This window comes from Desulfosarcina cetonica JCM 12296, from assembly GCF_001311845.1.
GTDB classification, from domain to species: Bacteria; Desulfobacterota; Desulfobacteria; order Desulfobacterales; family Desulfosarcinaceae; genus Desulfosarcina; species Desulfosarcina cetonica.
On record NZ_BBCC01000138.1, the window covers coordinates 1 to 17,695 of the forward strand.

18 protein-coding genes and 2 pseudogenes are annotated in these 17,695 nt (G+C 60.7%); 7 read left to right on the forward strand and 13 right to left on the reverse strand.

The window, feature by feature from the left end; translation table 11 throughout:
• Positions 1–403 (reverse strand): cache domain-containing protein (locus JCM12296_RS23995; RefSeq protein ID WP_157067852.1); only part of this gene is annotated, 403 nt, incomplete at its 3' end.
• A gap of 418 nt (positions 404–821) precedes the next feature.
• Here JCM12296_RS23995 and JCM12296_RS24000 point away from each other — a divergent pair.
• From JCM12296_RS24000 to JCM12296_RS24025, 5 genes and pseudogenes are all read left to right on the forward strand, one after another.
• A complete protein-coding gene (locus JCM12296_RS24000; RefSeq protein WP_172684066.1) occupies positions 822–2,207 on the forward strand; it encodes a TolC family protein in 1,386 nt (461 codons plus the stop codon).
• A 547-nt stretch (positions 2,208–2,754) separates the two neighbouring features.
• Positions 2,755–3,459, forward strand: coding sequence for a TolC family protein (locus JCM12296_RS24010; RefSeq protein WP_157067853.1), 705 nt, complete (start codon positions 2,755–2,757; stop codon positions 3,457–3,459).
• Positions 3,456–3,728, forward strand: a complete 273-nt coding sequence (locus tag JCM12296_RS24015) for a TolC family protein (protein ID WP_054698766.1) — start codon at positions 3,456–3,458, stop codon at positions 3,726–3,728. Before JCM12296_RS24010 ends, JCM12296_RS24015 begins: the two co-directional genes overlap by 4 nt.
• A 19-nt stretch (positions 3,729–3,747) precedes the next feature.
• A complete protein-coding gene (locus JCM12296_RS24020) occupies positions 3,748–5,172 on the forward strand; it encodes an efflux RND transporter periplasmic adaptor subunit (RefSeq protein ID WP_054698768.1) in 1,425 nt (474 codons plus the stop codon).
• Between the two features lie 38 nt (positions 5,173–5,210).
• Positions 5,211–8,899: pseudogene (locus tag JCM12296_RS24025) on the forward strand (efflux RND transporter permease subunit).
• 100 nt (positions 8,900–8,999) lie between these two features.
• On the opposite strand, the gene JCM12296_RS24030 reads toward JCM12296_RS24025, so the two are convergent.
• Complete coding sequence (locus JCM12296_RS24030; RefSeq protein WP_054698787.1) at positions 9,000–9,806, reverse strand: DUF3786 domain-containing protein; 807 nt, start codon at positions 9,804–9,806, stop codon at positions 9,000–9,002.
• Positions 9,807–10,060: 254 nt separating this feature from the next.
• Between JCM12296_RS24030 and JCM12296_RS24035 the strand changes: the two genes are divergently transcribed.
• Complete coding sequence (locus JCM12296_RS24035; RefSeq protein WP_054698770.1) at positions 10,061–10,975, forward strand: LuxR C-terminal-related transcriptional regulator; 915 nt, start codon at positions 10,061–10,063, stop codon at positions 10,973–10,975.
• A gap of 58 nt (positions 10,976–11,033) precedes the next feature.
• On the opposite strand, the gene JCM12296_RS24040 is transcribed toward JCM12296_RS24035, so the two are convergent.
• Together JCM12296_RS24040 and JCM12296_RS24045 are read right to left on the reverse strand one after the other, a co-directional pair.
• Positions 11,034–11,807 (reverse strand): ATP-binding protein, encoded by a 774-nt coding sequence (locus JCM12296_RS24040; protein WP_054698772.1) that lies wholly within the window; start codon positions 11,805–11,807, stop codon positions 11,034–11,036.
• 54 nt (positions 11,808–11,861) lie between these two features.
• Positions 11,862–12,413, reverse strand: a complete 552-nt coding sequence (locus JCM12296_RS24045; protein WP_054698774.1) for a DJ-1 family glyoxalase III — start codon at positions 12,411–12,413, stop codon at positions 11,862–11,864.
• 99 nt (positions 12,414–12,512) lie between these two features.
• Between JCM12296_RS24045 and JCM12296_RS24050 the strand changes: the two genes are divergently transcribed.
• Positions 12,513–12,914: a hypothetical protein gene (locus tag JCM12296_RS24050; protein ID WP_157067855.1), complete on the forward strand. Its 402-nt coding sequence runs from the start codon at positions 12,513–12,515 to the stop codon at positions 12,912–12,914.
• 244 nt (positions 12,915–13,158) lie between these two features.
• Here JCM12296_RS24050 and JCM12296_RS24055 read toward each other — a convergent pair whose 3' ends face one another.
• From JCM12296_RS24055 to JCM12296_RS24090, 9 genes and pseudogenes are all read right to left on the reverse strand, one after another.
• Positions 13,159–13,377: a YebG family protein gene (locus JCM12296_RS24055; RefSeq protein WP_054698778.1), complete on the reverse strand. Its 219-nt coding sequence runs from the start codon at positions 13,375–13,377 to the stop codon at positions 13,159–13,161.
• A gap of 9 nt (positions 13,378–13,386) precedes the next feature.
• A complete protein-coding gene (locus JCM12296_RS24060; protein ID WP_083456463.1) occupies positions 13,387–13,725 on the reverse strand; it encodes a YebG family protein in 339 nt (112 codons plus the stop codon).
• 31 nt (positions 13,726–13,756) lie between these two features.
• Positions 13,757–14,479, reverse strand: a complete 723-nt coding sequence (locus tag JCM12296_RS24065) for a PilZ domain-containing protein (protein ID WP_054698780.1) — start codon at positions 14,477–14,479, stop codon at positions 13,757–13,759.
• A 167-nt stretch (positions 14,480–14,646) separates the two neighbouring features.
• Entirely contained in the window at positions 14,647–14,910 is a 264-nt protein-coding gene (locus tag JCM12296_RS24070) for a YtxH domain-containing protein (RefSeq protein ID WP_054698783.1), read from the reverse strand.
• Positions 14,911–14,934: 24 nt separating this feature from the next.
• Positions 14,935–15,576: a YceH family protein gene (locus tag JCM12296_RS24075; protein ID WP_054698785.1), complete on the reverse strand. Its 642-nt coding sequence runs from the start codon at positions 15,574–15,576 to the stop codon at positions 14,935–14,937.
• A 69-nt stretch (positions 15,577–15,645) separates the two neighbouring features.
• Positions 15,646–16,499 (reverse strand): annotated as a pseudogene (panB, locus tag JCM12296_RS24080) (3-methyl-2-oxobutanoate hydroxymethyltransferase).
• Positions 16,500–16,517: 18 nt separating this feature from the next.
• On the reverse strand, positions 16,518–16,889 hold the full coding sequence (locus JCM12296_RS36935) for a ketopantoate reductase family protein (protein ID WP_172684067.1): 372 nt from the start codon (positions 16,887–16,889) through the stop codon (positions 16,518–16,520).
• The gene (locus JCM12296_RS36940; protein ID WP_172684068.1) at positions 16,835–17,428 is read right to left on the reverse strand and encodes a ketopantoate reductase family protein; all 594 of its coding nucleotides are present in this window, start codon (positions 17,426–17,428) and stop codon (positions 16,835–16,837) included. The genes JCM12296_RS36935 and JCM12296_RS36940 overlap by 55 nt, the downstream gene beginning before the upstream one ends.
• 63 nt (positions 17,429–17,491) lie before the next feature.
• Positions 17,492–17,695 (reverse strand): M20/M25/M40 family metallo-hydrolase (locus JCM12296_RS24090; protein WP_157067856.1); only part of this gene is annotated, 204 nt, incomplete at its 5' end.

The following is a 17,695-nucleotide window of genomic DNA, read 5'->3' on the forward strand; positions in this document are numbered from 1 at the left end:
CGTCGGGCAGCGTCCGGGTTCGCGTTCGGACTTCGTCGGCAAGGTCGAAGCGCGGCCGCCACAGGGCCCGGGTGCCTTCCAGGGAGGGGATCGAGTGATACACCACGTCCCCGGCGGCATTGGCCAGATAGAGATAATTGACGTCGGCGGAACGACCGATCTCATGGACCAGATGGCCGATGACATCCTGGCCGGCCTTCTGGGTCATCATGCCGGCGCGCGCACCGGCTTCCAGCGCGTTGATCAGGGTCAGTGCCTGGCGATGAACCGCCTGCAGGGTCGCATCCCGGTCTCGGTTAAAATTCCGATAGGTGGAGACGCTGATGAAAACCAGCAGGATCATGACGACGAAGAGAATGGAGAGCGCCGTCCAATAGAGTTGTCGACGGGGGACCTCGGTCATGGCCGATTCCGTTTCTCGGGTGAACTGTCAAGGCCCAGGGGGTTAGCCGTGTGCCGCTGGAACCTTGAACATAATACGTTCCTTTTTCAGGTGCAAATTTATTGCGCACCGGTGCGGCGCGTCGACCATCTTCTGTAACTGCCTGCCGTGGTTGCTTATTCATCAATCCGTGTCTGCTTGTCATCGCCGGTGGCTTGGAACTCAGCCTTGAACCGCTAATTTTTTTCGCATCCGGCCGAAGCCATCCTCGATTCTGCGTAAACATTGCGCACCTCAGGTGCCGCAACAGAATTAGGTTGATCAGTATTTTCTTTAATAACAATTTGTTGCGTTGTTGGCACGCCCTTTGATGAGGAAGGGCGAGACTGGTACGGCAGGCCTGGCCTGTTTGGAGCACAACATTGTCGAGGCGCAACCCATGGATCATCCTTCACCGATCAACCGACGTCCAATCATCCATTCGGTCCAGTTCCGATGGCATACCGGCCTGGTCCTGCTGCTGGGGCTTTTGTTTTTTCAGGCCCCGGGTACCGGGGCGGCCGAACCCTTGCCGCCGCAGGCCGGTACCGTTCGCCTGGCCGACCTGGTCGACGAGGCCTATGCCAACAATCCCTCCATTTTGCAGGCCCGGGAGATGTGGCGGGCCACCGTGGAGAACCATCGCGTCACCACCGCATACCCGAATCCCCAGTTGATGGTGACCTGGTTTCCCGAGCCCATCGAAACCCGTCTGGGCCCCCAGGACTGGAACGCCCAGCTTTCCCAGACGATTCCCTTTCCCGGCAAGCTTTCCAAGGCCGGGGAAATGGTGGCCGCCGACGCCCGCATGGCCCGGCTGAAGCTGGACAAGACGGTCAAGGAGACCATGCTGGCCGTGCGCGAATCCTTCTATGAATTATGGTACATCCGCCAGGCCCGAACTGTTTCGCGCCATAACGCCGACCTGCTCGATCATCTCGTCACGCTCGCTGAAACCGCCCACGCGGACGACCGGGCCACCTACACGGACGTCATCAAGGCCCAATCCCAAAAGGGCCAGCTACAATACGATGCGCTTCTCTTGGAAGAACTCGAAGCCACCGAAACCACCCGCCTCAACGGCCTGCTCAACCGCCCGGTCGACGCGGTCATCGGCGATCTGCAATCCCCGATGTTCGCCCCCTTGAGCGTGGAACTGGAGGCCATCTACCAACTGGCCGAAGCCAACCAGGAAGACATTCAGATGGCCCAGGCGAGCATCGACAAGCGTGAGGCCGGCGTCTCCCTGGCTCGCTATCAGAACCTGCCGGAGTTCAAGGTCGGTCTCTTCTATGCCGGGATCGGCCAGCCGGATGTGATCATGGTTCCCGAGGATGCTGGACGGGATGCCTTCGGTGTGCAGGCGGGCATCTCCATTCCCCTGTGGTTCGGCCGCAACAGCAGCCGGGTGGAGAAGGCCCTGGCCGAACGATCGGCGGCCCGCGCGGAAAAGGTCGCCCGCACCAACACCATTCGCACCACGGTCCGTAACCTCTACTTCAAAGCCCGCAATGCCCAGCGCATCGTGACGCTCTACGAGACCGACCTGATTCCCCAGGCGGCCCGCGCCATGGAGACCGCCGAGACCTGGTACCGCGAGGGCGAATCCGCCTTTACCGATTTCATCGAGACCCAGTCGGTCTGGTACAACTTCCAGTTGGCCCTGGCGCGCGCCCGGGCGGATTACGGCATCAACCTGGCGCGGCTCGAGCGCATGGCCGGTGCGCCTCTCTCCGGAACCTCGTCGGAACGGTTGCAGCCGACAGCTCCAAAGGTGGCGCCATGAAGATCGTGCCCTTGCTGCTGGCCGCAATCCTTTTTGCCGGACCCGCTCTCGCCGGATACCGGGACCTGAAGCGGGAACTGGAGACCTATGCGCCCCCGGTGATTTTGCACGTCCCGGAACTTCCCCTCGCCGCCGTGCCCAAGGGCGATGATGATTTCCAATCGGCCGTGCAGACGCTCCAGCGCATGCGCGAGCGCTGGGAAGCGGCCATCCATGATCCCGCCGCGGCGGCCGAGCACGGCGGGACGTTGCCGACCAGTGGCGGTGCGGCCATCGACGATGGTAAGGCCCGCGGCATGCGGCAGAAAATGTTGACGCCGGAGATCGTACAGACCCTCATCCGCGCGCGCAGCCCGGCCGTGAAGGCCGCCGAGGCGCGTTTTAAGGCCGCCCTGGAAGGCTTTGACCAGGTGGCCGGGCTGGAGGAGATCCTGCGCCAGTATTCGGCCTTCACCGAGGGCGTCATGCCCGGGGTGGGGCCCATGGTGGGCATGCAGACGGTTCGGACGACCTTCCCCTTTCCCGGCGTGATGGCCTCAAGGGACAGGTGGTCGAGAAGAATGTGGCCGCCCGGAAGGAGACCCTGGATCTCGTCTATCGGGACAATCTGGCCCAGGCATTCACGGTCTATTGGGACCTGGTCTACACCCACCAGGCCCAGCGCATCACCCGGGAGATGCGCGATCGTCTGAACCACCTGGAGTCGGTGGCCACCACCCGCTACGGGGCCGGGAAGACCAGCTACCAGGATGTGGTCAAGATCCGCATGCGCCGCGAGCGGCTGGTCGACCAACTGGCCACCCTGAGCGGAATGCGAACCAACCAGGAGACGGCCCTGCTGTCTCTTTTTGATCTTGCCCCGGGATCGGTCGTCGCCAGTCCGTCGATCCACACACCCAGACTCGACCTGCCCAAGCTGGAACCGCTTTACGCCCTGGCCTTGGAGAAGCGCCAGGAACTGAGGCGCCTGCGGGCCAGGGTGGGAAGAATGGAGCGCATGATCGAGATGGGTGAGACCATGGACCAGCCGCCCTTTACCCAAAACGCCGCCCTGTTCACCGACGAAGCCATCCTTCAGGTGGGCAGCAGCGCCATGAAACCGAGTTTCGGCACCACGGTCGCCCCGGCACGCGGCAAGGGCGTGCCCGCGAACGCCTGGTTCGGCAGTCGGAAGGCCTATCTGCGGGAGACCCGCCGCAACCTGGAGGCCTGCGCAGGGAGCTTGCCGATGCCGAGGCGCGCACGCGCATGATGGTTCGCAGCGGATGGTTCGACGTGGATCGCGCCCTGCGGGAGCGCCGGTTGTACAAGGATCGCCTGCAACCCTTGGCCGAAACGGCCCTTGAGGTTTCCACCCGGGAATACGCCTCGGGCAGCGTCGCTTTCGCCGATGTGATCGGCGCCTACAACGCTTGGCTGGAGACCCGTCTGGCCGGTGAACGCCGCAACAGCGACCTGGGCATCGCCCGGGCCGAACTGGCGCGTCGGATCGGTGCCCCCCTGCCCAGATGGAACGAATGATGCGGAAAGGATCGAACGCATGCTGACGAAACGGATATGGATCATCCCTGGCCTCACAATGGCTTTATGGGTGGCTCCGGTGACGGCGGTTTTGATAGACGGAAGTACTTCCGTCTGGACGACGACGGCCATGGCGGCGGATGTGCTCAAGGCCGGCAGGGTGGACCCCAAGACCGGCAAGACCATCAAATACTGGGTGGCGCCCATGGATCCCACCTACATTCGCGACGCGCCAGGCAAATCGCCCATGGGCATGGACCTGGTGCCAGTGTACGCGGAAGACGATGATGGTGAGAAGACTCCCAGTTCTACCATCCGCATCGACCCGGTGACCCGCCAGAACATGGGGGTTCGCCTGGGCCGCGTGGAGCGCAGGCCCCTTTCCAAGACGATCCGTACCTTCGGCACGATCGCCTTCGACGAGACCGGTGTCTACTCGGTCAACACCAAGTTCAACGGCTGGATCGAGACCCTGCATGTGGATTATGTGGGCGAGACCGTGAAGAAGGGCCAGCCATTGTTCGACATTTACAGCCCCGACCTGCTCACGGCCCAGCAGGAGTACCTCATCGCCCTGCGGCAATTCAACGCCACCGCCGGCGGCAAGCAACTGCTGGAGGCCTCCCGCACCCGCCTGGCCTACTGGGACCTCACCGACGCGCAAATCAAGGATCTGGAGCGCCAGGGCACCATCCGGAAGACCATCACCATCTTCTCGCCGGCATCGGGCGTGGTGACTATCAAAATCGCCCTCAAAGGGCATTATGTCAAGGCCGGCGAACACCAATACGAGATCGCCGACCTCTCCTCCGTGTGGGTGGATGTGGATGTTTATGAGTACGAGCTGCCCTGGGTCTACAAGGGCATGCCGGCCGAAATGGAACTGGCCTACCTTCCGGGGAAACGCTATGCCGGAGAAGTACTCTTCGTCTACCCCTATCTGGACCCCAAGACCCGGACCGCGCGTCTCAGGTTGTCCTTCCCCAACCCGGACAACGTCCTTAAACCGGGAATGTACGCCAACGTCTATCTGAAGAGTCGCCTGCCCGGGGACCGGCTGGTGGTGCCCCAGGAAGCGGTGATCGACAGCGGGGTGAGAAAACGGGTCTTCGTCGCCCGCGGGAAAGGCAGCTTCGAGGCCCGGGACATCACCCTCGGGGTGGAGGGCGACGACTACCTGTTCGAGGTGTTGGGCGGCCTGGCGGAAGGGGAGGCGATCGTTGTCTCCGGCCAGTTCCTGCTCGATTCGGAGAGCCGGCTCAAGGAGGCCATCGCCAAGATGCTCGAAGTCCGGCAGACCGGCGCCGCAGCGGCGACGGGCGGTGACGCCGATGGATTGGATATGGAGTCGCTCACCATGGACGAGGATCTGGACATGGCGGGCATGACCATGGATGACGCGCCGCCGGCCGAGAGCGGTGGGCAGGGGGAAACGCGGCCATGATCGCCAACGTCATCGAACTCTCCATCAAGAACAAACTCATGGTGTCCCTGGTGACCCTGTTCGCCATCGCCGCCGGGATCTATGCCATTACCCACACCCCCCTGGATGCCATTCCGGACCTGTCCGACGTGCAGGTGATCGTGTACACCGAGTATGCGGGCCAGCGCCCCAGGTGGTGGAGGACCAGGTCACCTATCCGCTGACCACGGCCATGCTGGCGGTACCCTTCGCACGGGTGGTGCGGGGTTACTCCTTCTTCGGGGTCTCCTTCGTCTACATCATCTTCGAGGACGGCACCGACCTCTACTGGGCCCGCAGCCGGGTGTTGGAATACCTAAATTTCGTGGCCGGTCGCCTGCCCCGGGGCGTAACGCCCTCCCTGGGCCCGGACGCCACCGGTGTGGGCTGGGTCTTCCAGTATACCCTGGAGAGCGACCGTCACGACCTGGCCCAGCTGCGTTCGATCCAGGACTGGTTCCTGCGCTACGAACTGGCCAGTGTGCCGGGGGTTTCCGAGGTGGCCACGGTGGGCGGTTTCGTCAAGCAGTATCAGGTGGTCGTGGATCCCAACAAGCTGCGGGCCTTCAACATTCCCATCCAGAAGGTCCGCGCGGCCATCCAGCGCAGCAATGCCGACGTGGGCGGTCGCCTGGTGGAGATGGGCGAAACCGAATTCATGGTCCGTGGCCGGGGCTATATCAAAAGCATCGAGGATCTTTACAATGTGCCGCTGGATGTGGGCGCGCGCGGCATTCCGATCCTGCTGCGCAATGTGGCCACGATCCGCCTGGGGCCGGAGTTGCGGCGGGGCATCGCCGAGGCCGACGGCGAGGGGGAGGTGGTCGGCGGCGTGGTGATCATGCGCTACGGGGAAAACGCCCTGGCGGTGATCCGGAAGGTCAAGGCCCGCCTGGATGAGCTGAAATCCGGCCTGCCCGAAGGCGTCACGGTGAAAACCGCCTATGACCGGTCGTCCCTGATCCAGCGGGCCATTGCCACGCTCAAGCACACCCTGGTGGAGGAGATCCTGATCGTGGCCCTGGTGTGCGTGGTGTTTCTCTTCCATTTGCGCAGTGCCCTCGTGGGCATTTTTACCCTGCCGGTGGGCGTCTTGATCAGCTTCATCATCATGCAGCGTCAGGGCATCAACGCCAACATCATGAGCCTGGGGGGCATCGCCATTGCCGTCGGTGCCATGGTGGACGCGGCCATCGTCATGATCGAGAACGCCCACAAGCACATCGAGAAGTACGGCCGGTCCAAGCCCCACTGGGAGCTGATCACCGACGCGGCCAAGGAGGTGGGACCGGCACTCTTCTTCTCCCTCTTGATCACGGCCATCAGCTTCCTGCCCGTTTTCACCCTGGAATCCCAGGAGGGCCGCCTGTTCAAGCCCTTGGCCTTCACCAAGACCTATGCCATGGTGGGCTCGGCCTTGCTGGCGGTGACCATCGTCCCCATCCTGATGGGTTACATGGTGAGGGGGCGCATCCGGTCGGAAAACGAGAATCCGGTCAACCGCTTCATGATCCGGATCTACCAGCCCGTGATCCGATGGGTGCTGAAGAAAAAGGTCGCCGTGGTGATCGCGGCCGTGGTGATCCTGGCCGCCAGTTATATTCCCTGGCGTAACATGGGCTCCGAATTCATGCCGCCCCTTAATGAAGGCGACCTGCTGTACATGCCCACCACCCTGCCGGGCATCTCCATCACCAAGGCCAGGGAACTGCTCCAGCAGACCGACCGCATCATCAAATCCTTTCCCGAGGTGGCCACTGTCTTTGGCAAGGCCGGGCGCGCGGAAAGCGCCACCGACCCGGCGCCGCTGACCATGCTGGAGACCACGATCACCCTCAAGCCCCGGGATCAGTGGCGCGCGGGCATGACCCCGGAGAAGTTGATCGAGGAGCTGGACCAGGCGATCCAGTTTCCCGGCCTGACCAACGCCTGGACCATGCCCATCAAGACCCGCATCGACATGCTCTCCACGGGCATCAAGACCCCCGTGGGCATCAAGCTCATGGGTGACGACCTGCAGGTCCTTTCCGATATGGGCGAGAAGGTCGAGGCGGTGATCCGCGAGGTGGCCGGGACGCTCAGCGTCTATTCCGAACGGGTCACGGGAGGGAATTTTCTCGATTACGACATCCGCCGCAGCGAGGCGGCGCGCTACGGACTGACCGTGGGAGACGTGCAGGACATCATCATGACGGCGATAGGGGGGATGAACATCACCCAGACCGTCGAGGGGCTGGAGCGCTACCCGGTCAACCTGCGCTACGGCAGCGAACTGCGCGACACGCCGGAAAAGCTGCGCCGAATCCTCGTGCCCACACCCAGCGGGGCCCAGGTGCCCATCGGCCAGCTGGCGGACATCCGCATCCGCAAGGGACCACCGGTGATCAAGAGTGAGAATTCACGCAAGAACGCCTGGATTTACATCGATATCGCCAACGTGGATGTGGGCACTTACGTCAAGCGGGCCAAGGCCGCCGTGGCCGAGAAAATCGTCCTGCCGCCGGGCTACAGCATGGTCTGGAGCGGGCAGTACGAGTATATGCTGCGGGCCCAAAAGCGCCTGATGCTGGTGGTGCCCATGACCCTGGCGATCATCTTCGTGCTGCTTTACCTGAATTTCAAGAACGTGACCGAAAGTCTTATCGTGATGCTCAGCGTACCCTTCGCCCTCACCGGCGGCCTGTGGCTAATGTACCTTCTGGGCTACAACATGAGCGTGGCCGTCAGCGTCGGCTTCATCGCCCTGGCCGGGGTGGCCGCCGAGACCGGGGTGGTCATGCTGATTTACCTGGATCTCGCCTATATGAACGCCCGCCAGACACACGGCCTGGCGTTCAATCGCCGCCATCTGAGCGCCGCCATCGAAGAGGGCGCCGCCCTGCGGGTGCGGCCCAAGATGATGACCGTGATTTCCACCATGGCTGGCCTGATGCCCATCATGTGGGGGCAGGGAACCGGCTCGGAAGTGATGAAACGGATCGCGGCGCCCATGGTGGGTGGCATGCTCAGCGCCACCCTGCTGACCTTGATCGTGGTGCCGGCCATCTATGGGCTGTGGCGTGGATGGCGACTGCCCCATGAAAAACATAAGCGTTCACAGGGCACCGCACATCTGCGGCACCCTGCAAACGCTTACCGAACCGGACGTTACCAAACATTGGACTGCCGCGTTAGTCGCGGTTTATCTCAACCCTGGAGGATAAGCATGATGAAACGAACGCTTCTTTTTTCCGTATTGATGATCGCCCTGGCCGCGATTCCCGGACTGGCCATGCAGGAGCACGGCAGCCATGGTGACGCCATGGCCATGCCCGCGGACAAACCGATGGACAAGGATGCCGCCGACCCATCCATGGGGCATGCCGGCATGGGGGATACCTACAAACACACGGCTACCGAGGGCGATATCGAAGCCACCTTTCAGGTGATGCGCCTGGCCAGCATGAACATGACCTCGGACAAGGGAGAGACCCACCACATCATGGTTGACCTCAAACCGGCCGGCGGCGGTGCGACCATCAAGAATGCCGTGGGCAAGATCAAGGTGATCGCCCCCGACAAATCCGAACAGGTCAGTCCGCTTAAGAATTACAACGGGATCCTGGCCGGCAACTTCACTTTTCCGGTGCCGGGCAACTACGGGGTTATCTGCATGATCAAAACCGATACCGGCACCCAGGTGTTCAAGTTCTGGTATCCTCACTCATGATCGGTGTCCCGCAGGGCCGCCGGCGGCATGGCCGCCCATCGCCAGGCATTGCTTTTCCAGGCGTTTTACGGCGCCACTGAAGGCCCTGGCGATGGGCACTTCAGCCGATCCCATGGCGCTGGGCAAGCTTTTCGAACATGCGGGTGATGCCGGTGCCCAGGGCGTAAATCCCGCTGATGCCCAGGTTGGCTTCGGCACTGGCATCGAAGAACAGGTTCAGGTTGGATTCCATGCCATCCTCTGCCTGCCAGTAGCAAATCAACAGGGGAATCCGGGGCAAGGGACGCAACACCAGGGCCACATCCGCCTGGAACTGACCGCCGACCGGCTGACCGTTGAATATGTCGACCAAGTCGGAGAACAATTCAGGATAGACATCGGCAATTTTCTTCATCGGTTTTTCGCAGCGCTGGCCGAACAGCCGGTACCAATCGCCGCCGCTGGGCAGCTCGCGCAGCGGTACCCATTGGTCTTGGACCGGCGCCCCCTTGCAGTGCAGGATGTAATTGAGCACCGGGATCGTGACCCACGGGTTGGCGTGGATATCCGTGTAAATCTTGCCGTTGGCATCCACGGCGAAATCCTTGCCCATGATTTTTACGATCAGCCGATTACCCCTTCGTTCGGCGCCGGTGCGCCGGGCCGCATCGGCCATGTCCACGGTGACCAATCGCGCGCGTAAGTCGGCCAGCTGCTGTTCCACCTCGTCCGGGGGCGACGCCTGGGTGTGGGACTGCCGGTCTGCCCGACTGGCGATCTCCGGTGGCACCCGGGGGCAATCGGAGAGCGGCCGACGACCGCTGAAGACGGCCGCGGCAAAGGCCATGCATGTCTTTTCATTGCATTGGCGACAATTGGATTTGTCCAACAGGGTAAACACTTGCATGAGATTTTGAAATGCGGGCATGGGGATCTCCTGGGTTGGGGATTGTGTCGATTGCCCGCGATCATAGGTCACGGGAGAGCGCTTGAAATCCCCCAAATGGGGGATCCGATGATTTTTTTTGCGTGGATGAAGGCGAGATGGCCATGCTAGGGCGGGCGTGAAAAAGGGATTGCCTTGAAGGGCGGGTTTTTTATGATCGGATCTTCTTTGAAGAGCCTGGCCCCGATCCGCGAGCAATGTGAAGAAGCCGCATTCCGGCATTGGAAGCATGCCCTATGAAAACGCCGACCGCCACGAAGCCCCACGATTTCAGCCTGGCCTACAGCTCCTTGAGGCTGTTTTCATCCGGTCCACTGGCCGGCCAGTCGGCCGAGGTTGCCTGTGGCGCCAGTGGTGCGCGATTCGAGGTGGGCTGCGATCTGTCGCCGCTCTTTCCGTTCATCAATGCCGTTGCCGCCCATGCCCAATTTTATGATCGGCCGGTGTATATCAAATTCCTTTTGGAAGAGCGGCTCTGCGCCTTTTATCCCCACCAAGGCGCATTTACACCGGTGCGCACGATGGCAGACGCCCTGACCTTTTTACCGCGCTTGCTCGATTTCATCACGGACATCGCCACCCGATGTGCCCGCATTACGCCCAACCATAAAACCTATAAACCCGTGTCCGCCGTGGACATCTATCGGTTGCTGCCGGGAACCAACTGCCGGCGTTGCGGTTTGGCCACCTGTCTCGCCTTTGCCGCAGCGCTCTCCCGTGGACGGACCGCCATGGAGAAGTGCCCCCATCTGGCCCGGCCCATTGAAGAGAAAGCCACATTCCCCGTTTATGACCAACAGGGGAAACTGGTGCGGACGGTATCCCTCGATATCGACACGACGCGCTTGCGAGAACAGATCGGACATCGGGAGGCAAAAATCCGCACGCTCCAGATGCAATTGTCGACCCTTGCCAAGGAACGCCGCGAAGCCATCGCCAGGGCCAATGCCGGGCTGCCGGCCCCCTTGACCGCACGGGAAATCCAGGTCTTGCGGCAGGTGGCCGACGGCGCGACCAATCGTGAAATCTCCGCGGCGCTTAAGATCTCACCCCACACCGTCAAAAGTCATGTGATTCACATTTTCAATAAAATCGGCGTCAACGACCGGGCCCAGGCTGCGGCCTGGGGCGCCCGGCATGACATCCTCTAACGCCCTGCCGACGCGCCCCACGCATCCATGCCCCGCCACCCCCATGGATCGTTAACGGTCAGAGCACATTAAAGTTGATCGGTTTTTTGAAGGTTTCGATATGGTGGATGATCGGTTCCACGGCGGTAGGGTTGCCATCCAAGGCCTCGCCGTTGAAACTCTGGGTGAAAAGCGTCTCGTCGTGGGGGATGCTGGCCACCACTGGTTTGGCGTCCAGCCGGGTGGTCATGGTCTCGCGGATGGCATCGTTGACCTTGTTCAAGACATACGCCACTTCGATGCCGGCGGCGCCGGCCATGCGCTGGACGTTGTCGGCCAAGGCAAACGATTCGTAACTCGGATCGACCACGCACAGGATCAGATCGCATCCGGCATCCACCCGCCGGCCGAAGTGCTCCAGGCCGGCCTCGGCGTCGATCAGGACCACTTCATTCGCCGTTTCGCGCAAACGCGAAAGCACGGTTTTGGAGATGTTGCCGATCATGCAGGCACAGCCCTCGCCGAAACGTTGAATCTTACCGACGACCAGCAGCTTGATGCCGTCGGCCTCGGCCAGGCACGCCGCCGGGATGTCCGCCAGGGTCAGGGGATCCTTGAGAAAAGCGGTTTCAGGATTTTGAAGGGCCGATGGGGTGAGTTTTTCTTTGACGCCTTTGCGTCCGCCCATGGCATCCATGAGAATATCGGGCATGCGGGCGCCCAGCAGACGATGCAGGCACAAGTTGGATTCATCGGCATCCACGACCAGCACTGTCTTGCCGCGCTGGTTCAGTTCCCGGGCCAAAAGGGTGGTCAGGGTGCTTTTGCCGCTGCCGCCTTTTCCACAGATCATTATTTTCACGTCAGGATCCTAACGGTTAAGGGTTTATTTTTAGGATGCGGTTTTCTATACCACCATCGGGGTGGCGACGGCCTCCCGTTTGTCCTTCCCGTAAAGCTGTTCGACCAATGCCAGGGCGAACTCAACGGCCGTTCCCGCCCCGCGACTGGTGAGACAGGTCCCGTCCACCACCACGCGTTGATCGACGCTGGCCGTGTCGCTCAAGCGGTCAACGAAACCGGGATGGCAGGTGGCCTGGCGGCCTTTCAGCAGCCCCTGGGGCTCCAGGACCACCGCCGGACTGGCACAAATGGCACCATACAGCCGATCCTGTTCCTGCTGAAGCTTCAGGATGCGGGAAAGGGCCTTGCTGTCCCGCAGGTGTTCGGCACCGGGAATCCCTCCGGGCAACACCACCAGATCGTAATTCGTGTTCACGCAGTTTTCGATCAGATCGTCGGCCACGATCACCACCCCGCGCGAGGCGGTAATCTGACGCTTGCCGGTGACGGATGCCACCGTGACCGTTGCACCCGCTCGCCGCAATACGTCGATGATCGCGACGGCCTCCAGCTCTTCGGTTCCGTCAGCCACCGGAACCAATACGGTTTTCTCCATGATACGCTCCTTGGTGTTCAACGTTGCGGTTGATCGCCATAGCCATTTATGATTTATTACAATTTTCCGTTTTCCATCGAAATCATATGGGGGTGTGTGATGAAAAAGCTGATGCTCCTCATTGGGGTGCTGGGTTGCCTGCCGTTGGGGTGCGCCTTTTATTCGGAAAAAAACAAAATGGAGCAGTACGGCAGAACCCTGGACACCTATGAGACCGCCATGCGCGTTTCCGATTTCAATTCCATCTGCCAGTTCGTGGATCCGGCGGCCATGACGCGGCAGGACTGCCTGAAACGATTCGGCGGCATCAGGATCGTCGATTACAAAATTCTCCAGGTGCACGTGGCAAAAGACCGCTCCACCGTCGATCAGGAGGTCGAGGTCAGTTACTTTTTTTTAAACAATGTTATTCTGAAAAAGACCGGCTACCAGCAGACCTGGACCTATCAGGAGAAGCTCAATAAATGGCTGTTGAAGGGCGGTCCTCCCGCCTTTAAATAACCGGCGGCAGCTGTTTTTACGTAAGCGTTCACAGGGCACCACATCTGCTTTGTTGCCGGGCACTTGAAGTATGACCAATACGTCTGCATGCCCGGCGCCGCACATCTGCGGCACCCTGTAAACGCTTACTGATCCGGAAGTTACAAAACATTGGTTATTTCAACCCTGTGAACGCGTACGTTTTTACAAGCCCCGCAAGGCCTTGCCACTTTCCATAAAACCGTCGTTACGGGCGTGGTGCCGGTCACCGGTACGCATCGGTCCCGCCCGGTGGCCATGGGCCTTTCAGGTGCTTGACCATATTGCGTACGGTCGGTCCGTTGGCCGCCAGGAAAATCGTCAGCTCTTCCAGATCCTCCTCGCCGATCCGGATTCCGCTGGTTTCGATCAGTTCGGCCAAGGCACTGGCCGCATCGAGAACGCGGTCCCAGGCGTCCGCCGCTTGTTTGCTGATGGGAGCCATGGGGGAGGGCTATTTGCCTTTGGTTTTCGCCGCCGGCGACTTGCGCTTGGGTTCTGTGTTGCCGGCCTCGCTGTTTCCCACATTCGTCTCCGGCGCGGGGGGGGCGACGGGTGCCAGCCCCTTTAGGATTCGGGTTACTTCGGGGCCGTTCTGGGCCAGGAAGACCGATACGGCGTCGATGGTGGCGTCATCCAAACTGATCTCCAGTCCCCCGCCCTTGATAAAGGCCGCCAGGTTGTCGGCGGCGTCCAACATCTTATCGTAGGCCTCGGCTTCCTTCTTGACCAGAAACTCCCGGTCCAGTTCAACGCCATTGCGCACCACCACATATTTGGTAATGACGGCCATTTAAAAACTCCCTCACTTGGTTTCCATGCGATTATTTTCGAAAACGGAGATAACGGCGTTGAAGGTCGTAAATGGCCTGGGTGAGCCGTTGCTTCTCCTCTTTTTCCATGGCACAAAATTTCAGGGCGAAGCGATAGGCGTCCCTTTCCGCATCGTGTTCGACCCGGATGACTTCTGCCTTGTGGACGTAAACCGTATCACCAGGTGCCTCGCAACTGCCGGGAAAGACAATGCTGCTGTCAAAAATCAGCTGCTCCTTTTTCAGGATCGGTCCGCGCAGAAACTTGAAATTGTGTTTGGCGAGAACCCCGTACGCGCCTCCCAGGCTGATGTTGATCAACTCCAGAACCCCGTGGAGCTTTTTCAGATTGAAATGCATTTGGGTGCCGGGCTGGGTGTTGATGCGGAAATTCAACCGCCGCTGCAACCGCTCCACATATTTCGGAAACGGTATTCTCAGCCGGTTCCCCACAAAATGGCCGCCGACCGTGCCGAAAATGTATTCGAGCCGGTCCGGCCCGTTGAAGTTGAATTGGAATTGCCGAGGTTCATCATTGCGCCCAGCCTCCGTGAAATCTTCGGGGAGATCGATGAGCAGGTACCTTCCGTCCTCGGCTTCCTCCAGTCCGGCAATATAGGTGAGACGATCGAATTCGGTGCCGACGATATACATGGAGAGAATCACTTTTTCCGCAATCAGCGTATTGAACAGTTGCGTCAACTTGCTACCCGATAGCTTTACCCGATCCCCCATGGTGAATGATTCCTATTTTTCAAAATATCACTTCTGACGGACGCGTCAAAAGCCCGAGCTCAAGGCTTGCGAATCCGTCCAATCTGCTTTGATTTTTTTGCCTTTTCCCATTTTCGGCCATCGTGACGAAATCTTTACCCTCCAGCGTTGGGGTCCGTCAAGGTTGATCAATCCTGCCTCGGATTCGGGTCCAGTTGGCGATATCGTTCCGCCTGTTCCGCCTCCTTGGACTGGATGTCGCTTAGATCCTCCTTCATCTGCTGATAGTGCTCAAGGTCTTTTTTCCCGGTTACGGTTTCCACCGTGTCATTGACCTTTTCCCGGCTTTCGGTGCCATCGCACCCCCCTATCATCAGGCATCCGCCGATGAAGAGGCAAGTCAGGAAGAGGCAAGCCAGTCGGATTTGTAATTTTTTGAAACCGCTTTGCATGATGGCTCCTATTCGAGATGGCTTCTATTCGAATTGTTGGCGAAAGGAATCAAACATGGCCTTGAGATCGGCCAACTCGCTGTTCAATGCATCGACCCTTGCCTCCAGCTGGGCCAGGCGATCGGTTCCGGCTGCGGCAGGCAAGACATCGGAGGCTACCGCTTCCGCAGCACCCGCATCGGATTCACCGGCGAGCAGATGCATGAAACGGACCTCCTTGTGGCCGGGCAAACGCGGCAGCCGATGCACATGCCCCCACTCTACCAAGCGGTCCAACGTTTCCTGCAGGGCTTCCAGACTGTCAAAGGCATGCAGGCGTTCGGTGCGGCCGCGGATGGCACCTGGCGTTTGGGGGCCGCGCAGCAAAAGGACGCACAGAACGGCCGCTTCCGAGGCAACCATGTTGTGTTGGTGGGTGAAGCGCTCCTCGAATTTGGGCACCCGTCCCACGGTGCTGCGATTGACCCATCCTTTTGCTTCCAGGTCCGCGACGGCCTCCTCGACGGTCTGTTCATCCCAGGCGACCACCGGTTCCCGGTTGGATTTCTGATTGCAGGCATTGGTCAGGGCGTTGAGGGATAACGGATAGTATTCCGGCGTGGCCATGGCTTTTTCCATCAGGCAGCCGAGGACACGAATTTCCTGTTGGCTCAGTTGGGTTCCCATTGGTGTGCGGCTCCGTCCACGGTTCGATCGCCCGCCGGCAGGTTCGGCGGGCGATCCGTTTCAAGCGTTTCAGGATTTTTTAATCGATTGTTTCACCTCGGCCAGGGTCTCAGCGGACATGCCGAAGCTGTTTTCCGGAGCCGGGAAGGCCGAGGTGCGGACCTCCTCGCCATAGGCCTTGATGGCCTCGATGATCGTGGGCCGGATTTTGGTGTACTGCTTGACAAACTTGGGCACGAAGCGGTCGAAGAGCCCCACCATGTCATGGGTCACCAGCACCTGTCCGTCCACGTCCACGCCGGCGCGATGCCAATCACCGGAACGGCCACCGATTCGGCGATCAGGCGCCCCAAGGGGGCGGGCACCGCCTCGGCGACGATGGAGAAGGCGCCGGCCGCCTCAATCGCCTTGGCATCCTCGACGATGCGCCGGGCCGCGGTGGCGTCCTTGCCCTGAATCTTGAACCCGCCCAAGGCGCTGGCGGTCTGGGGCGTGAGGCCGATGTGGCCCTGGACGGGAATTCCGGCCTTGACGATGGCCTGGACCACCGGCGCGAAATCGACCCCGCCTTCCAGCTTCACGCAATCACATCCGCCTTCCTTCATCAGCCGTCCCGCATTGATGATGGCGTCGCGAATGCCGGTGTTATAGCTCATGAAGGGCATGTCGCCAACCACCACCGGCCGTTTGCAGCCGCGCACCACCGCCTGAATGTGATGAATCATCATTTCCAGGGTGACGGCAACCGTTCCTTCGAGCCCCAGGACGACCATTCCCAGGGAGTCGCCCACCAGAACCATGTCCACCCCGGCTTCATCGGCCATCAATCCGAAGGGGTAGTCGTAGGCGGTGACCATCACCAGCTTGCGGCCGTCCTTCTTGGCCTGGATAATACTCGGTATACTGACTTTTGCTTCAGGCATGATTTGTCTCCTTTGACATCAATAGTGGCTCTGAAGGGTTTCCACCAACGCCGTCAGGGTCCGGTTGACTGGTACGGGCACACCGAGGGTGTCGGCCGTGCGGGTGATAAAACCATTAATGGCACCGATTTCGGTCAACCGGTGACGGTCCACATCCTGGCCCATGGACGAACGGTTGGGGCCCGTGGCGGCGGCGATCTGAAAGACCTTTTCCACGGGATCCCCGTCGACGACCACACCGCGGGCACGGGCAACGGCGACAGCCTCCTCGACGGCTTCGCGGGCCAACTGACGGGTTTCCGGTCGGTCCAGCAACTGGCCATTGGTGATGCCGGTCAGCGCCGTGATGGCGTTGATGCCGATGTTGATGAAAAGCTTGGCCCACAGCACGGCTTGAACGTCATCCACCACCCGGGTGACGATGCCGGCCCGGTTGAGCATCTCGCAATCGTCGTGATCCCGGCGGCTGCCGGCTTTTGCCAGGCGCCGATGACCGTCTCGCCGGTACCGGCGTGACGGATCGCCCCCGATTTCAGAAAAGTGGCCCCGTGGGCCGTCGTGCCGGCGACGATGCGGGCCGGAGGGATGGTCTCGGAGAGCGCTTCGGCGTTACCCATGCCGTTTTGCAGGGTCAGGATCAGGCTTGCGTCGGCGGTCAGTCGGGCGGCGGTTTGGGCGGCAGCGGCGGTATGCACGGACTTGACGAAAAAGAACGCCAGATCCACCTTTCCGATCCGGTCCGGGTCGCTGGTGGCCGGTACCCGTACGGACCGCAGCCGGCCAGCGCTTTCGATGGACAGACCGTTTGCGTTCACCGCATCCACATGATCCTGGCGGATGTCCAGCAGGGTCACGGTTTCGCCGGCCTCGGCCAACAACGCACCGAAGAGGCTGCCCATGGCACCTGCGCCGATCATTGCAATTTTCATGATGCTCCTCATTTTACAGGGATTCGAAAAATAGTCAAAGCGACTTGAGGCCCCATGCCAACATCAACCGCGGTCGTCGGGCCAGAGGTAGTGCAGACCTGTGAGGGCATAGATGCGGGCGGTTTCCACCAGTTGATCCAGGTCCACCCACTCGTCCACCTGGTGCGGCACATAGCGATCACCGGCACCCATGGTCACAATGGGAATGCCCTTCATGGCCCAAAGAAAGGTGCCGTCGGTGGCGCCGGGCACGCCGGCCAGCTCCGG

Excerpts from the sequence above, each read along its gene's own strand:
- JCM12296_RS24000 (WP_172684066.1), top strand. The coding sequence starts at position 822 with ATGGATCATCCTTCACCGATCAACCGACGTCCAATCATCCATTCGGTC.
- JCM12296_RS24015 (WP_054698766.1), top strand. The coding sequence starts at position 3,456 with ATGATGGTTCGCAGCGGATGGTTCGACGTGGATCGCGCCCTGCGGGAG.
- JCM12296_RS24020 (WP_054698768.1), top strand. The coding sequence starts at position 3,748 with ATGCTGACGAAACGGATATGGATCATCCCTGGCCTCACAATGGCTTTA.
- JCM12296_RS24030 (WP_054698787.1), bottom strand. The coding sequence starts at position 9,806 with ATGCCCGCATTTCAAAATCTCATGCAAGTGTTTACCCTGTTGGACAAA.
- JCM12296_RS24035 (WP_054698770.1), top strand. The coding sequence starts at position 10,061 with ATGAAAACGCCGACCGCCACGAAGCCCCACGATTTCAGCCTGGCCTAC.
- JCM12296_RS24040 (WP_054698772.1), bottom strand. The coding sequence starts at position 11,807 with ATGATCTGTGGAAAAGGCGGCAGCGGCAAAAGCACCCTGACCACCCTT.
- JCM12296_RS24045 (WP_054698774.1), bottom strand. The coding sequence starts at position 12,413 with ATGGAGAAAACCGTATTGGTTCCGGTGGCTGACGGAACCGAAGAGCTG.
- JCM12296_RS24050 (WP_157067855.1), top strand. The coding sequence starts at position 12,513 with ATGAAAAAGCTGATGCTCCTCATTGGGGTGCTGGGTTGCCTGCCGTTG.
- JCM12296_RS24055 (WP_054698778.1), bottom strand. The coding sequence starts at position 13,377 with ATGGCTCCCATCAGCAAACAAGCGGCGGACGCCTGGGACCGCGTTCTC.
- JCM12296_RS24060 (WP_083456463.1), bottom strand. The coding sequence starts at position 13,725 with ATGGCCGTCATTACCAAATATGTGGTGGTGCGCAATGGCGTTGAACTG.
- JCM12296_RS24065 (WP_054698780.1), bottom strand. The coding sequence starts at position 14,479 with ATGGGGGATCGGGTAAAGCTATCGGGTAGCAAGTTGACGCAACTGTTC.
- JCM12296_RS24070 (WP_054698783.1), bottom strand. The coding sequence starts at position 14,910 with ATGCAAAGCGGTTTCAAAAAATTACAAATCCGACTGGCTTGCCTCTTC.
- JCM12296_RS24075 (WP_054698785.1), bottom strand. The coding sequence starts at position 15,576 with ATGGGAACCCAACTGAGCCAACAGGAAATTCGTGTCCTCGGCTGCCTG.
- JCM12296_RS36940 (WP_172684068.1), bottom strand. The coding sequence starts at position 17,428 with ATGAAAATTGCAATGATCGGCGCAGGTGCCATGGGCAGCCTCTTCGGT.